Here is a 15,108-nt window from a genome sequence, read left to right as displayed (position 1 = left end):
GTACAAACCCCCTCAGCAACGACACTGCCTCCTTATCGGTTCGCACTATCCCCGCCCAAAATAATCCTGGTACCACTCGACGAACCGCCCCACCCCCTCGGTGACGGAGGTGCGGGGGCGATAGCCGACCGCCGCCTGCAGCGCCGAAGTGTCGGCGAAGGTGTCGGGCACGTCGCCGGCCTGCAGCGGCAGCAGCTCGATCACCGCCTTGCGGCCGAGCGCGTTTTCCAGCGCCTCGACATAGGCGGTCAGCTTCACCGGATTGTTGTTGCCGATGTTGAAGATGCGCCAGGGCGCGCTGCTGGTCGCCGGGTCCGGACGGCCGGAATCCCAGGCCGGGTTGGCCGCGGCGGGGCTGTCGCTGGCACGGATCACGCCCTCGGCGATGTCCTCGACATAGGTGAAGTCGCGCGTGTGGTTGCCGTTGTTGAACAGCTTGATCGGCTCACCGGCCAGGATGCTCCTGGTGAACAGGAACAGCGCCATGTCAGGGCGTCCCCAGGGGCCGTACACGGTGAAGAAGCGCAGCCCCGTGGTCGGCAGGCCGAACAGGTGGCTGTAGCTGTGCGCCATCAGTTCGTTGGCACGCTTGGTGGCGGCGTAGAACTGCAGTGGATGGTCGGCCGGACGATGCTCGGAAAACGGCATGTCGGTGTTGGCGCCGTAGACGCTCGAGGTGCTGGCATAGGTCAGGTGCCCGACACGGCTGCCGCGGCAGGCCTCGAGCATGTTGGTGTAGGCGATGATGTTGCTCTCGACATAGGCACGCGGGTTTTCCAGGCTGTAGCGCACGCCGGCCTGGGCGGCGAGATGGATCACCCGGTCGAAGGCATGGTCGGCAAAGCAGCCGTCGACCACGCCCCTGTCGGCGAGATCGCCATGGATGAAATGATAGCCGGCATTGGTCTTGCGGCTCGCCTCGTCCAGGAGCCGCAGCCGCGCCTGCTTGATTTGCGGGTCGTAGTAATCGTTGATGCTGTCGATGCCGACAACCTCGTCACCGCGCTCCAGGAGCCGCCTGGCGACATGATAGCCTATGAAGCCGGCAGCGCCGGTGACCAATACCTTCATCAGAAGCGCCCGTCCGTAACGTCCCTAGGGAACAGCCCCTTGATGTCGTAGATTACACTGGGGTCCTTGCAAAGCGACTTCAGCCCCGCAACGCCCAAGCTGCGGAACTGCGCGTGTCCGACAGCGACGATGACGCCGTCATAGCGCGCGGCGGGCATCTCCTTCACGCTCGCCGTGCCGAAAGCGCGTGCGCATTCCTGCGCGTCGACCCAAGGGTCCCAGATATCGATGCCGGCATTGTACTGCCTCAGTTGCGCGACGACGTCGACGACCTTGGAATTCCTCAAGTCCGGACAGTTTTCCTTGAAGGCCGCACCCATGACCAGAATCCGGCTGCCAACGACAGGTATGCCCTTGCGCATCATCAGGCGGGCCGTCTGGTCCGCCGCATGCTGGCCCATGCCGTCATTGATGCGGCGCCCGGCAAGAATCACCTCGGGATGATAGCCGAGTTCCTGGGCCTTATGGGTGAGATAATAAGGATCGACGCCGATGCAGTGCCCGCCGACGAGGCCCGGCGTGAAGCGCAGGAAATTCCATTTGGTGCCGGCCGCCTCCAGCACCTCCGACGTGTCGATGCCCAGCTTGCCGAAGATCAGCGACAGCTCGTTCATCAGGGCGATGTTCAAGTCGCGCTGCGTGTTCTCGATGACCTTGGCGGCCTCGGCCACGGCAATGCTGGAGGCACGATGCGTACCCGCCGGCACGATCGAGGCATAGAGCACGTCGATGGCCTCCGCCGCCTCTGGCGTGGAACCGCTGGTGACCTTGACGATCGTCTGCAGCCGGTGCTCGCGATCGCCGGGGTTGATGCGCTCTGGACTGTAGCCGAGGAAGAAATCGCTGTTATAGCGCAGCCCGGAATGTTTCTCGATCAGTGGTGCGCAGACTTCCTGCGTGCAGCCGGGATAGACGGTGGATTCAAAGATCACCACCGCGCCCGGGGATATGACCTCGCCGACCGTCGTCGACGCCATGACGAGAGGCTTCAGGTCCGGCCTGTTGGCCCGGTCGATCGGCGTGGGCACGGTAACGATGAAAATTCCGCAGTCGTGCAGATCGGCTTTCTCGCTGGTGAACTTCAGCCCTCTGGCGGCGGCGATTTCCTCCTCGCTGGCTTCTAACGTATGGTCCTCGCCGCGCTTCAGTGCCTCCACGCGCGACGGGTTGATGTCGAAGCCGATCACATCCCTGGTCGCCCCGAAGGCCACAGCCAGCGGCAGACCGACATAGCCAAGTCCGATGACAGCTATTTTCCTTGAGGCGAGATCCATTGCTTCCTGCACGTGCGATCGGATTCAGGCCCTGATTTGGCTATCGCGCACCAAAACCAGTGAACATCGTTTTTATGGTCCTGAGAACGATCAGCACGTCCAACCAAGGTGAGAAGTTCTTTATGTAGTAAAAATCATAGTGCAATTTTTCCATGACATCGCCGACCGCTGCGACATGGCCCTGATTTACTTGTGCCCACCCGCTCACGCCCGGCCTGACGATGTGCCGGTACCGGTAGAACGGCAATTCCGCCTCATACCATTGCGACAGCACGACAGCTTCCGGCCGTGGCCCGATCCAGCTCATCTCACCGCGCAGGATGTTGATGGCCTGCGGCAGCTCGTCGATCCTGAACTTGCGCAGGAAGCTCCCGACCCGCGTGATGCGATCGTCATCCCGTTTGGTGATCGCCTTGTCCTTGTCGCTGCCGGAGCCGGCCTGCTGCCTCATCGAACGAAATTTGTAGACGGTGCAGATCCTGCCCCGGTAGCCCATGCGGGGTTGGCGAAACAGCACGGGGCCTTCCGAGTCCAGCCGGATCGATAGGGCGACCAGCAGCAGAACGGGACAAAGAACCACGACAAGGACAAGCGCGGAGGTCCAGTCGATGGCCTGCTTGATCTTGAGATAAGCCTGGTTCGGATTGAGCGAGCCGAGCGTGTTCTCCGACAGATGTTCGATCTCGACACGACCGGTCAACGATTCGCTGACCTGCTTGACGTGATAGACGGGCGTGCCCGACAGCGCCCGGTCGGCGATGTAGCGCTCCCATTCGGCGCCGAGGTCCGCACGCAAATCGACAACAACGCCGTTAACTCTTTCGATAACGGTGCCGGGCGACTTGAGCCAGAACCAGTGCACGCCCGGCAGGGCCCTGAGGCGCTCGACATTGCCGCCGGGAATGACGGCCAGCCGGTACGGCTCAAGACGCCGGGTCATGAGGCTCAGGCCGAAATACCAGAGCGTGGACTGCGTGAAGCTGGCGGCGGCCTGAAACCGGCTATACTCGAAGCGGAAAAAGAAAATCGTCAAGAAAACAAGACCGTAGGACAGGACGAATGTCGGCAGGATATAGCTGGCCGCGGCCACGCCCGGAAAATTGCCAATGCGGCGATAGGCAAGAAAGCCAGTAACATGCGCAATGATGGCAGCCGCGACCGTTATCTGCAGATTGGCCGAATAGATCGCGTCCGGATAGGATGCTATCCGGATCAGTGCTGGCGCGATGATCGCGAATGTCAGTCCGCCGATGAGTTGAAAACGAATTCTGAACAGGAAGTGCCGGCTTCCGACAATCGTTGATGTTGCGACATTCAACTTCTTCCCCTTCCCCCGAAAGGTGCCCGTGTCGGCAATCGCCACTACACTTGGCAGGCCGTTCCTTCGCAAAGCGAACCGGACCCCTCACCATTGGCGATTCGACTCAGTCGAAGATCAAGAGCTACGCCAGTGCGACCTCACCAGCAAGCATCTATTTAGCGGGAATAGTTGGCAGAAGTTCTGATCGGCAGCATTGCTGCATTGCAATTTAAAAGCCGCGGCTAATGTCCGGCTTATTCTCCAATCCTTGAGAAACCTGCCGAACCCTCAGCCGATATATAGAGGTGATGTCTTTGGTGCCGACCAAGCGCCCGTGCCAAATCGGCCAACCGCCTGGCCAGATCGCCATCGATGGCCGGTCCGGGCCCGATGCAGCCAAGCGAAATCAAAAAGCCGTCCGGATTCAACCGCTTGCCGATACAGGTTCGAACTCCGACTTTCGCCCGCTGCGCTTGTGGACGCTGGACAATTCCCCGGTTCGCTTCACAATGCGATCAAAAGCGCACCGTGAAAAGCGTGATGGAGGAACCCGGCATGCTGGGACTGATGCAGGAATGGCCGCTGCTGTGCCACAAGCTGATCGACAACGCCGAGCGGCAGCATGGTGCGCGGGAGATCGTGTCGCGTTCGATCGAGGGGCCGATCGTGCGCACCACCTATGCCGAGCTTCATCGTCGTTCCCTCAAGGTCGCCCAGCGCCTGGAGCGCGACGGTTTTGCCTTGGGCGACCGCATCGCGACGCTGGCCTGGAACACCGCCCGCCACATCGAGGCCTGGTACGGCATCATGGGCATCGGTGCTATCTACCACACCCTCAATCCGCGCCTGTTTCCCGAACAGATCGTCTGGATCATGAACCACGCCGAGGACAAGGCCGTCTTCGTCGACCTCACCTTCATCCCGTTGCTCGAGAAGATTGCCGGTGCCGTCAAATCGCTGAAGAAAGTGATCGTGCTCACCGACAAGGCGCACATGCCGCAAACGACCCTGCCCAACGCCGTCGCCTATGAGGAGTGGCTAGGAGAGGTCGATGGCGATTTCGCCTGGAGGAGCTTCGACGAAGGCACCGCCGCCGGCATGTGCTACACGTCGGGCACGACGGGCGATCCCAAGGGCGTCGTCTACAGTCATCGCTCAAACGTGCTGCACGCCATGATCGCGGCCATGCCCGACGCCATGGGCTTGTCGTCGCGCGACACGATCCTGCCGGTGGTGCCGATGTTCCATGCCAATGCCTGGGGTCTTGGCCAGAGCGGCCCGATGATCGGCGCCAAGCTGGTCATGCCCGGCTGCAAGATGGATGGCGCCTCTATCTATGAATTGCTCGATCAGGAAAAGGTGACGTTCAGCGCCGCCGTGCCGACCGTGTGGATGATGCTGCTGCAATATCTGGAGGAGACTGGCAAGACGCTTCCCCATCTCGGCAAGGTCGTGATCGGCGGCTCGTCGTGCCCGCGCGCGATCATGACGAAATTCCAGGACGATTACGGTGTCCAGGTCATCCATGCCTGGGGCATGACCGAAATGTCGCCGCTCGGCACGCTGTGCACCTTGAAGCCGGACTATGCCGGCCTCGAGGGCGAGGCTCGGCTCGACGTCCAGAGCAAGCAGGGTTACCCGCCCTTCGGCGTTGAAATGAAGGTGACCGACGACGAGAACAATCCGCAGCCTTGGGACGGCAAAACGTTCGGCCGGCTGAAGGTGCGCGGCCCGGCCGTCGCCCGCGCCTATTATGGCGGTGCGGGCGCGGAGCAGTTCGACGTGGACGGCTGGTTCGACACTGGAGACGTCGCCCATATCGATGCCGGCGGCTACATGCAGATCACCGACCGTGCCAAGGACGTCATCAAGTCCGGCGGCGAATGGATTTCGACCATCGACCTGGAGAATCTGGCCGTTGGCCATCCCGATGTGGCGGAAGCCGCGGCCATCGGCGTCAAGCATTCGAAATGGGGCGAGCGGCCCCTGCTGGTCGTCGTTGCCAAGCCGGGCAAGGAACCGACCAAGGCCGGGATTCTCGATTTCATGGATGGCAAGGTGGCCAAATGGTGGATGCCGGACGACGTCGCTTTCGTCGGCGAGATACCGCACACCGCCACAGGCAAGATCCAGAAGATCACCTTGCGTCAGCAGTTCAGGGACTATCGCTTGCCGACGGATTGAGAGGATGTTGCGTGTTTCCGCAAAAAGGCACTAAACCTCCATCCGGGTTGGGGCAGCGCAGAGAATAATGGTTAGCATTCCCGAACGGCAAACGTCGAAGGCTGCCGGCTGGTCGCGGCGCACGGGCGCCTTTTCAGCGGTGCTTTTGCTGACGAACTTTGTCGGCCATCGCTTCGGCCTCGTCCAAACACCGGTCTTCCTGTGGGTGCTGGGCATTGCTGCCCTGCTGGCGGCGCTGGCGCTGCTGTTTGCCGGCCTGGCCTTTGCGAGGCTGTGGAATTTTGGTGACCGTGGTGGCCGTGATCTCACCGTCGGCGCCTTGCTGGCGCTGCTGGTGCTCACCCCCTACGGCGTTGCCGCCTATTGGGCGACGATCTATCCGCCGCTGCGAGACATTTCGACCGATTTCGATGAACCGCCCGCGCTCGATGTCAGCGACCGGACCAAGGACATGAACGCAGTGTCCCCGTCGACGCCGGGTGAGCAGACGTTGCAGACGGACAGCTATCCATTGGTCACCGCACGCAGCTACGACCTGCCGTTCGAGACCGTCGTCAATGCCGTTGAAACCGTGCTCGACCGGCGCGGCTGGGACCTTTCGGAGCCTTATCCCGAACTCGCCGGACAGACGGAGGTGACAATCACCGCCGTCGCCTCGAGTTTCGTTCTTGGCCTTCCCGCGGACGTCGCCATTCGCGTCACGGATGACGGCGACACGGTCATCGTCGACATGCGCTCCGCCTCGCGTTACGGCCGCCATGACCTTGGCGACAATGCCGCGCGCATCACTGAATTCCTCACGGAACTGGATCAGGAAGTCGCCGGCCAGATCGGCGCGGCGCCGGCACAATAGCCATTTTTCGAGCAAATCGCGCGCCGCGACGATGCTTGGGTGAACGGGTGGGCGGCGGCAGGGCTATCGGCCAGGCGTGAAAATGCCATCTATGGCGGGAGCGGCGTCCGTCGCCACCACGCCGCGCGCCACCAGGTCCTCCAGATGGGCAAGCACCGACAGGCCGGCGGCGCCGTGCAGCCGGGGATTGGTATCCCTGTAGATCGCCTTGACCATGTCGGGGATTGTCCTGTCGCCGGCCCTGATCCGTTCCAATATGGCTCGTTCGCGCATCTTGCGATGGGTCTTCAGCCCGCGCATGAAAGCGCGTGGCGCCGTCACCGGTCCCCCATGGCCAGGCAGCAGCAGCCGGTCGCCGCGCTCGATCAGGCGGTCCAGCGATGCCATGTAGTCGGCCATTGCCCCGTCCGGCGGCGCGACGATCGAGGTTGCCCAGCCCATGACGTGATCGGCTGAAAACAGGATGCCGGTGCCTTCCAGCGCGAATGCCGCATGGTTGGCGGTATGGCCGGGCGTCAGGACGGTCCGGATCGCCCAGCCGTCGCCGCTGACCAGCTCGCCGTCCGGCAAGGCGATGTCGGGAATGAAAGCGGTGTCGGCGCTGGCGTCGAGCGCATTGGTTTCGCCAATGTGCAAGGGCCTCGCCGGCCGGTGCGGTCCCTCCGCCAGCACTTGGGCGCCGGTGCGCTCCTTCAACCGGGCCGCCAGCGGAGAATGGTCGCGATGCGTGTGGCTGACGAAAATGTGGCTCACCGGCCGGCCCGCTATCACGTCGAGCAAGGTCTGAAGATGCGCTTCGTCATCGGGCCCCGGATCGATCACCGCCAGCGTATCGTGGCCCACGACGTAGCTGTTGGTGCCATGGAAAGTGAAGGGACTGGGATTAGGGGCCGTGACGCGTTGCACGTCAGGGGCCACGCTTACACCTTGGCCGTAAGCAGGGTCGAAGCTGGTATCGAATTTGAGAGCCATGTCGGCGCATTGTTCCCGGAACGCAAAACCGATTGCCGCATAGCACGCAAGCCAATATAGGAAAATGCAAGACCGCGATTTCTGGTTCGCGGCAAGTTTGGATTGGGGAAGACCATGACAACCGCAACGACGACGCGCCCGCTTGTTTTCCTGGCCTTGCCGCAGGAAGGTGCCGCGCGACTGGCAACGCAGTTTTTGCTGGCGATCACTGGGACGCTGCTTTTGACGCTTTCGGCCAAGACCAAGGTGATGCTCGGGCCTGTCGACCTCTCGATGCAGACGCTCGCCGTCCTGCTGATCGCCGCCGCCTTCGGCATGCGGCTCGGCGTCGCCACCCTGCTGCTCTACATGGCGGAAGGCGCCATGGGCTTCCCCGTCTTCCAGGGCACGCCGGAAAAAGGCATCGGCATTGCCTATATGCTCGGCTCGACCGGCGGCTATCTCGCCGGCTTCGTGGTCATGGCGGCGATTGTCGGCTGGGCCGCCGACCGCGGCTGGGACCGTCATCCGATCAAGCTTTTCAACGCCATGCTGGTTGCCGAAGGGGTGATGATGGCGATGGGTTTTGCCTGGCTGGCAATGCTCATCGGTCCGGAAAAATCCTGGCAGTTCGGCGTCGTGCCGTTCATCGTCGGCGATCTCATCAAGGTCGCGCTCGCGGCCAGCCTCGTGCCGGCCGTCTGGTCGCTGCTGAAGCGCTCCTGAAATTTGGGGGTCCCTGCCGCCGATCGAATGGCAGGAGCTTCAAATAGATTCCATCGGCGCAAACTCCTCGTGATCGGACCAACAGCAAAAAGTGCCATAATCCGGCCATCGTCGGTGTTAAGCTTCGTTAACGGGCAAAGGGGTGCGATTGGCGACTGAAAGAGGTTCGCATGGACGCGCTCGACGATAAGGTTCTCGAGAGTACGCTTGCCGAAAGCCTGGCCGATCTGGTGCCGGACGAAAAGACCGTTTCCGAAGACGAGTTCGTCGAAGTTGTCGGCGGCGCGCTCGAAGCGGTCGGCGGCACACTGCTGTTCAAGATGTGCGTCCAGAACGAAGGCGAAGGCCAGCACGTCGCGGCGGCATCCGTCGGTGATGGCGGCAATCGCCAGTTCCTTCTGCTCACCTTGCCAACCGTCGGAGGGGCGCTGAAGGTCGAGACGATCTCGAGAAGCAGCAACCCGGTGGCGGGCATCGCGGCCGCCTATGCCGGGCTGATGGACGCCTTCAAAACCGCTGCCTGATTTTCCGCTGCCACGCCAAGGCCAGTCTTGCGCCACGCACGGCGCTTGGTGTCTGCTTGTTTGTGACCACGGGCCTTGTTCTATCCGGTCGCCCACCACACCTAAGGTCGGGGCAAGGAGAACCAGCATGGACAAGATCGCCAACCCGGCACCCGGCTTCCAGCGCAATCCCGACAAGATCATTACGATAGAGCCCTATTCCGGCACCGTCACAATCCGCGCCGGCAGTACGGTCATCGCTTCTTCCGCCAAGGCGAAAGTGCTGACGGAGGCCCCTTACCCCGCCGCCTTCTACATTCCGTTCGCCGACATCGATTTTGACAAGCTCAGCCGAACGGATCACGCGACGCACTGCCCCTACAAGGGTGATGCCAGCTATTGGAGCGTGCTGCCGGCGGGCGAAGCGGGCAAGGACGCGATGTGGGCCTATCGGCAGCCCTTCGACGAGATGACCGACATCCGCGACCACGGCGCGTTCTACGCCAGCAAGGTCAGCATCGAGGCCAAGCCGGACTGAACGCTTCGGCTTGAAGACACTCAGGGGCATTGATATTCAGGTGATGCCGGCCCTTAGTCGGTGGTGCCGTGATTACCCGTTCCGTCGGCATCGTCGAGGCGCACGAAGGTCATGCCCTTGTCCTTGAGCGCCAGCAGGCCCTGAACCACGCCCTCGCCGGCGGCATGGGTCGGCTGATTGATGTGGGAGATGATGACATCACCGTCCTTGGCGGCGGCGATGCGCCTGGCCGTTTCCTTGGCGCCGAGCAGCGAGCCACCGTCGCCATTGATCGAGAAGCCGGCAATCTTGAAGCCGAGCTTGCGGATCATCGCAATGGCCGAGGGACTGTATTCGGCTGTTGCGCCACGGAACCATTTCGGCGCCGGTTCGCCGGTCGTGGCCAGAGCCGCGGCCCCCGACTCGACTTCGGCAAGGACTGCTTCCGGGCTGCCGGCGCTGCGTATGCCATAGATCTTCTGTGGCGTGTCGACCGCCGGGATATGCCGGCCACCGTGATTTTCCAGCTCGAACAGGTCGGGATGCGCCCGCATGATCGCGACGGCCTCGGCGTTGCGCTTCAGCCAGATGCCGGTGACGAAAATGGTAGCCGGTATCTTGTTGTCCACCAACGCCGAGAGAATGCGCGTGTCGGTCTTGCCGCCGCAGGCATCGAGCGTGAGTGCAACGCGACCGGTTCCGCTTGCAGCCGGCTTGATGTGCAGCGTGGGTTCGACCAGCGGCGTGGCATGGGCGCTGGATATCAGCGCCACCGACATGGCGATCATGCAGAGATGTTTTTGCGGCAAATGCATCGAACCAAGTTCCCGACCGGCGGTTTCAAGCCGACATCCCAAGACCCGCATGAAGGCGGAAATCGGACGAGGGATAGCAGGAAAACGCCTGGCGCGGCAATTTGACCTCCCACTTGGTCGACGAGCCGTTCAGCGACAGTCTTGCCGTTCCATCGCCCTCAGACAGCGCGTTCATTTTTCAGCTCGGTGCGCGCGAGAATTTCGCGCGCCGCTTCGACAACCGGCTTCACCTCCAGGCGCCAAACGCAGCACGCCTTGCTGGGATCGGTTCGGCGACACAAATCCTTGGCCACGCAGTCACATGGCATTGACGGCCGAAGCGCGATGCTGGGCACGCCGACAGGTCCCCAGCGTGACGGATGCGTCAGGCCGAAAAGGCCGACAACCGGGGTGCCGGCGGCAGCGGCCATATGCATCGGCCCGCTTTCATTGCCCACAAACAGCCGAGCCTGTTCCAGGACGGCCAGTAGGGTCTCGAGCGACAGCGCTCCGACCAGGTCCACCACCGGCGTCGCCGTCTCGGCAACGATCCGCGCGGCGGTTTCACCTTCGCCCGGCCCTCCCACCAGAACGATGCCCAGTCCGGTTTCGGCCGCAATCTGGTCAATCGCCTCGGCAAACCGTTCCGGCTGCCACTGCCGGCCCTTGAAACTCGCGCCTGCGTGGACAGCGACGAAGGCGTTCGGACGGATGTGGTGCGTGCCCAGAAGCGCCAAGGCTTTCGCGGCCTCGAATGGCGGCGGCTGGAGGCTCGGTACCGTCACCCGCAGATCGATGCCGAGCGCTTCAAGAGGGGAGAGATAGCGATAAACAAAATGCTGGCCGCCAAACCCGAATGGTTTGGCAAACACATTGGCGGGCTGCCGCTCCAGCAGCTTCAGCGGCCTTTCCGGGGGATTGTAGCCGACGCGCGTCTTTGCGTTGACCAAGCCGCTGATAAGCCGAGAGGTCTTCGAATCGGTCAGGTCGATCGTCAAATCGAAGCAGAAGCCGCGCAGCGCCTTCACCGTTGCGTAGAGCTCTTTTCCGCGCTCCAGCGGGGTGCCCCGCGCGCGAGCCCGCCTGAACGGAACCACCTCCGAAGCGATGCCATGCGCAATCACGAAGCTCTCCAAGTGCGCTTCGCAGAGGAACACGATCCTGGCACCGGGGAATTCGAGCCGAAGGTTCCTGGCGAGGGTCGAAGCGAGGACGATATCGCCTATGAACTTCGTTTGAATGATCAGGATCGAGCGGAACGGAGCGGGTGAAATCTGCAACATATGTTTCCGGAGACGTTTGGCGATCATCACGAAATTGGTCAGAAACAATGGCGAGATTGCGCGATACCTCTAGCACGTTCGCGTGAGTTTTCATACAAAACCGTAAGCTCGGACCGGTCTATCCACGCCCCGTGGTCGTTGTCTGCACTGCAGCCTGCGCCGCTGCCAGTCTGGCGATCGGCACGCGGTAGGGCGAGCAGGAGACGTAGTCGAGCCCGACCTCCTCGCAGAAGCGGATCGACGAGGGATCGCCGCCATGTTCGCCGCAGATGCCGAGCTTGATGTCGGGTCGCGTCGCCCTGCCCTTCTGCGCTGCCATGCGCACCAGTTCGCCGACGCCCTCGATGTCGAGCGAAACGAACGGATCCTGCTCGATGATGCCTTTCTGGCGATACGTCTCCAGGAAGGAGGCGGCATCGTCGCGCGAGATGCCGAAGGTGGTCTGGGTGAGGTCGTTGGTGCCGAAGGAGAAGAACTCGGCCGACTCGGCAATGACATGGGCGCGGATCGCCGCGCGGGGAAGCTCAATCATGGTCCCTGTCAGGTAATCGATGTTGACGCCGCTCTCGTCCATGACGCTCTTGGCGACAGCGTCGATGCGTGCCTTCACAAAATCGAGTTCCTTCGCCAGACCGACCAGCGGCACCATGATCTCGGGGACGACCAGCGCGCCGGCTTTCTTGCCGGCCTCGACCGCCGCCTCGAAAATGGCGCGCGCCTGCATCTCGGCGATCTCGGGGTAGGAGACGGCGAGCCGGCAGCCGCGATGGCCTAGCATCGGGTTGAATTCGTGCAGGGCCTCGGTGCGCTGCCTGAGCTTGTCTGCCGACACGTTCATGGCGGCCGCGACTTCGGCGACTTCCGCTTCGGTCTTGGGCAGGAATTCGTGCAGCGGCGGATCGAGCAGGCGGATCGTCACCGGCAGGCCGGCCATGATCTCGAACAGCTCCAGGAAATCCGAGCGCTGCATGGGCAGAAGCTTGGCCAGCGCCGCGCGGCGGTCCTTCTCGGTGTCGGCCAGGATCATCTCGCGCATGGCGACGATGCGGGCGCCGTCGAAGAACATGTGCTCGGTGCGGCATAGCCCGATGCCCTCGGCGCCGAAGGAGCGCGCCATGCGGGCGTCGAGCGGCGTTTCGGCATTGGTGCGCACCTTCATGCGGCGTACCGCGTCCGCCCATTCCATGATGGCGGCGAAATCGCCGGACAATTCCGGCTGCAGCATCGCCACGGCGCCCTTGAGCACCTGGCCGTTGCCGCCGTCGATGGTGATGACGTCGCCCTTGCGGAAGGTCTGCCCCATCGAGACCAGCGTGCCTGCCTTGTAGTCGACGCGCAGCGAGCCGGCTCCCGACACGCAAGGCTTGCCCATGCCGCGCGCGACGACCGCTGCGTGGCTGGTCATGCCGCCGCGCGTGGTCAGGATGCCTTCGGCCGCATGCATGCCATGGATATCTTCCGGACTGGTCTCGATACGCACCAGGATTGCCTTGCGCCCCTGTGTCTTCAGATCCTCGGCATCGCCGGAGGAAAAGACGATCTCGCCGGTGGCAGCCCCCGGAGACGCCGGCAGCCCGACGCCGATGACGTCTCGCGCGGCCTTCGGGTCGATGGTCGGGTGGAGCAATTGGTCGAGCGAGGCCGGATCGATGCGTGCGACGGCTTCTTGCTTCGTGATCAGGCCGTCCCTTGCCATTTCAACCGCGATCCTGAGCGCCGCCTTGGCGGTCCGCTTGCCGGACCGGGTCTGCAGCATCCACAGTTTGCCGCGCTCGATGGTGAATTCGAGATCCTGCATGTCGCGGTAGTGCTTTTCCAGGCTGTCGGAGATGGTGACGAAGGACTGGAAGGCATCCGGCATCAGCTTCTGCAGCGAAGGCTTGTCGGAACCGGCCGCGATGCGCGCCGCCTCGGTGATGTTCTGCGGCGTGCGGATGCCGGCGACGACATCCTCGCCCTGCGCATTCACCAGGAACTCGCCATAAAGCATTTTTTCACCGGTCGAGGGGTTGCGGGTGAAGGCAACGCCGGTGGCCGAGGTCTCGCCCATATTGCCAAACACCATGGCCTGGACATTGACCGCCGTGCCCCAGCTTTCCGGGATATCGTGGAGACGCCTGTAGGTGATGGCCCGGTTGTTCATCCAGCTTGAAAACACCGCGCCGATCGCGCCCCAGAGTTGCTCGTGCGGATCCTGCGGGAACGGCCTGCCGAGTTCCTCCTCGACCTTGGCCTTGTAGAGCGCGATGACGCCTTGCCATTCGATCGCCGTCAGTTCGGTATCGAGCTCGTGGCCGAGGCTGGCTTTCTGGTCTTCCAGGATTTCCTCGAACACCTCGTGATCGAGGCCCATGACGACATCGGAATACATCTGGATGAAACGGCGGTAGCTGTCATAGGCAAAGCGCGCATCGCCGGAATCGGCGGCCAGCGCCTCGACTGTCTCATCGTTCAATCCGAGATTGAGCACGGTGTCCATCATGCCGGGCATCGACGCCCGGGCGCCGGAACGCACCGAAACCAGGAGCAGCTTCGACGGGTCGCCGAACCGGCGGCCGGTCAGCCGGCCGATATGGTCGAGGGCGACTGCGACATCGGCCTCCAATCCCGCCGGGTGGGTGCGACCATTGGCATAATAGGCATTGCAGACCTCGGTGGTGATCGTAAAGCCCGGCGGTACTGGCAGCCCCAGGCTGCACATCTCGGCCAGGTTGGCGCCCTTCCCGCCCAGCAGATTCTTGTCGCTGGCACGGCCTTCCGCCGCACCATCGCCAAAGGTGAAAACCCATTTGGTCATGCTTGCTCTCCGGTTGCAGGAGATTGGAAAGAGTGGCGAAACGCAAAGTTCCATCCGTGCCGACTTTGGAGCGATATGATGCTGCAGTGCGAAAGGCAAGGCGTCGGCAAGCCGTTCGGCCGCTACAATCGATTAAGAAAAAACTCCGCCTGGGCCTGTGGCAAAAAGACTTGCCACCTCACGGCTCGACGTCTAGAACATAAAGGGAACAAGAGGTGCGTCATGAAACAGCCTGGAAAACTGGACTATCTGGAAATGCCGGCGACCGGCGGCACGCTGGATCGGTTGAAGGCCTTCTACAGCGCCGCCTTCGCTTGGTCTTTCACAGATTATGGGCCGACCTATTCGGCCTTCGCCGAGGGCCTGGATGGCGGCTTTCAGGCCGATGCCGCGGAAGCACCGGCCAAGCCGTTGCCCGTGCTTTACAGCGACAATCTGGAGGAAACCCTTCGCGCCGTCGAAAGCGCCGGCGGAACGATCGTCAGGCCGATATTCTCATTCCCCGGCGGCCGACGCTTCCACTTCGTCGATCCAGCCGGCAACGAGCTGGCTGTGTGGTCCCACTAGTCCGCTTGTGGATCACCAAGCGCCGATTGCACCGCTGGTCAGCCGAGCGTCTTCGCGGTCGTTCATAAGCATTGTGCTTTTCGGCTGCTCTGCTAATAACGCGCCGCACAGCGACTCTGACGGCTATTGGGGCGTCGCCAAGTGGTAAGGCATCGGTTTTTGGTACCGACATTCCCAGGTTCGAATCCTGGCGCCCCAGCCAAGCGCAGACGGTCCGTTCCGGACACATAGGTTACGGTTTATACCGGAGACATGGGTAACACTTTTGGCCCGAAGGGGTTTTGGAGT

The 15,108-nt window shown here is 62.5% G+C and carries 14 protein-coding genes and 1 tRNA gene; 7 read left to right on the top strand and 8 right to left on the bottom strand.

Annotated elements, in window-relative coordinates; translation table 11 throughout:
* Positions 1-45 precede the first annotated feature (45 nt).
* Genes FJW04_RS26850 through FJW04_RS26840 form a run of 3 tightly spaced genes read right to left on the bottom strand, consistent with a single transcriptional unit; the run spans position 46 to position 3,663 of the window.
* Positions 46-1,071: an NAD-dependent epimerase gene (locus FJW04_RS26850; RefSeq protein ID WP_140717745.1), complete on the bottom strand. Its 1,026-nt coding sequence runs from the start codon at positions 1,069-1,071 to the stop codon at positions 46-48.
* Positions 1,071-2,345, bottom strand: coding sequence for a nucleotide sugar dehydrogenase (locus tag FJW04_RS26845; protein ID WP_140717743.1), 1,275 nt, complete (start codon positions 2,343-2,345; stop codon positions 1,071-1,073). Before FJW04_RS26845 ends, FJW04_RS26850 begins: the two co-directional genes overlap by 1 nt.
* A gap of 40 nt (positions 2,346-2,385) precedes the next feature.
* Positions 2,386-3,663 (bottom strand): sugar transferase, encoded by a 1,278-nt coding sequence (locus FJW04_RS26840; protein ID WP_246674027.1) that lies wholly within the window; start codon positions 3,661-3,663, stop codon positions 2,386-2,388.
* 537 nt (positions 3,664-4,200) lie between these two features.
* Between FJW04_RS26840 and FJW04_RS26835 the strand changes: the two genes are divergently transcribed.
* Together FJW04_RS26835 and FJW04_RS26830 are read left to right on the top strand one after the other, a co-directional pair.
* Positions 4,201-5,829, top strand: a complete 1,629-nt coding sequence (locus tag FJW04_RS26835) for a fatty-acid--CoA ligase (protein ID WP_140717739.1) — start codon at positions 4,201-4,203, stop codon at positions 5,827-5,829.
* A 67-nt stretch (positions 5,830-5,896) separates the two neighbouring features.
* Positions 5,897-6,682: a DUF1499 domain-containing protein gene (locus FJW04_RS26830; protein WP_140663254.1), complete on the top strand. Its 786-nt coding sequence runs from the start codon at positions 5,897-5,899 to the stop codon at positions 6,680-6,682.
* Between the two features lie 63 nt (positions 6,683-6,745).
* Here FJW04_RS26830 and FJW04_RS26825 read toward each other — a convergent pair whose 3' ends face one another.
* Positions 6,746-7,654, bottom strand: coding sequence for an MBL fold metallo-hydrolase (locus tag FJW04_RS26825; RefSeq protein WP_140717737.1), 909 nt, complete (start codon positions 7,652-7,654; stop codon positions 6,746-6,748).
* Positions 7,655-7,768: 114 nt separating this feature from the next.
* Between FJW04_RS26825 and FJW04_RS26820 the strand changes: the two genes are divergently transcribed.
* The 3 genes from FJW04_RS26820 to FJW04_RS26810 all read left to right on the top strand — a co-directional run bounded on the left by FJW04_RS26820 (position 7,769) and on the right by FJW04_RS26810 (position 9,400).
* On the top strand, positions 7,769-8,359 hold the full coding sequence (locus FJW04_RS26820; protein WP_015318747.1) for a biotin transporter BioY: 591 nt from the start codon (positions 7,769-7,771) through the stop codon (positions 8,357-8,359).
* 170 nt (positions 8,360-8,529) lie between these two features.
* Positions 8,530-8,883 (top strand): hypothetical protein, encoded by a 354-nt coding sequence (locus FJW04_RS26815; RefSeq protein WP_015318748.1) that lies wholly within the window; start codon positions 8,530-8,532, stop codon positions 8,881-8,883.
* Positions 8,884-9,010: 127 nt separating this feature from the next.
* A complete protein-coding gene (locus FJW04_RS26810) occupies positions 9,011-9,400 on the top strand; it encodes a DUF427 domain-containing protein (protein ID WP_015318749.1) in 390 nt (129 codons plus the stop codon).
* 53 nt (positions 9,401-9,453) lie between these two features.
* Here FJW04_RS26810 and FJW04_RS26805 read toward each other — a convergent pair whose 3' ends face one another.
* The 4 genes from FJW04_RS26805 to ppdK form a co-directional block, all read right to left on the bottom strand.
* Positions 9,454-10,194: a polysaccharide deacetylase family protein gene (locus tag FJW04_RS26805; protein ID WP_015318750.1), complete on the bottom strand. Its 741-nt coding sequence runs from the start codon at positions 10,192-10,194 to the stop codon at positions 9,454-9,456.
* Between the two features lie 25 nt (positions 10,195-10,219).
* Entirely contained in the window at positions 10,220-10,369 is a 150-nt protein-coding gene (locus tag FJW04_RS30095; protein ID WP_181173064.1) for a hypothetical protein, read from the bottom strand.
* The gene (locus tag FJW04_RS26800; protein WP_224643876.1) at positions 10,353-11,483 is read right to left on the bottom strand and encodes a glycosyltransferase family 9 protein; all 1,131 of its coding nucleotides are present in this window, start codon (positions 11,481-11,483) and stop codon (positions 10,353-10,355) included. Before FJW04_RS26800 ends, FJW04_RS30095 begins: the two co-directional genes overlap by 17 nt.
* A 91-nt stretch (positions 11,484-11,574) precedes the next feature.
* Positions 11,575-14,253: a pyruvate, phosphate dikinase gene (ppdK, locus tag FJW04_RS26795; protein ID WP_140717735.1), complete on the bottom strand. Its 2,679-nt coding sequence runs from the start codon at positions 14,251-14,253 to the stop codon at positions 11,575-11,577.
* A 222-nt stretch (positions 14,254-14,475) separates the two neighbouring features.
* On the opposite strand from ppdK, the gene FJW04_RS26790 reads away from it, so the two are divergent.
* Both FJW04_RS26790 and FJW04_RS26785 read left to right on the top strand, forming a co-directional pair.
* Positions 14,476-14,820 (top strand): VOC family protein, encoded by a 345-nt coding sequence (locus FJW04_RS26790; protein ID WP_140663261.1) that lies wholly within the window; start codon positions 14,476-14,478, stop codon positions 14,818-14,820.
* 127 nt (positions 14,821-14,947) lie between these two features.
* Positions 14,948-15,022 (top strand) — tRNA-Gln (locus FJW04_RS26785).
* Positions 15,023-15,108 lie beyond the last annotated feature (86 nt).

The sequence above is a fragment of the Mesorhizobium sp. B2-7-3 genome, from assembly GCF_006440715.1.
GTDB lineage: Bacteria > Pseudomonadota > Alphaproteobacteria > Rhizobiales > Rhizobiaceae > Mesorhizobium > Mesorhizobium australicum.
Note: the sequence above shows the minus strand (reverse complement) of the source record. Positions and strands in the feature narration are given on the sequence as shown.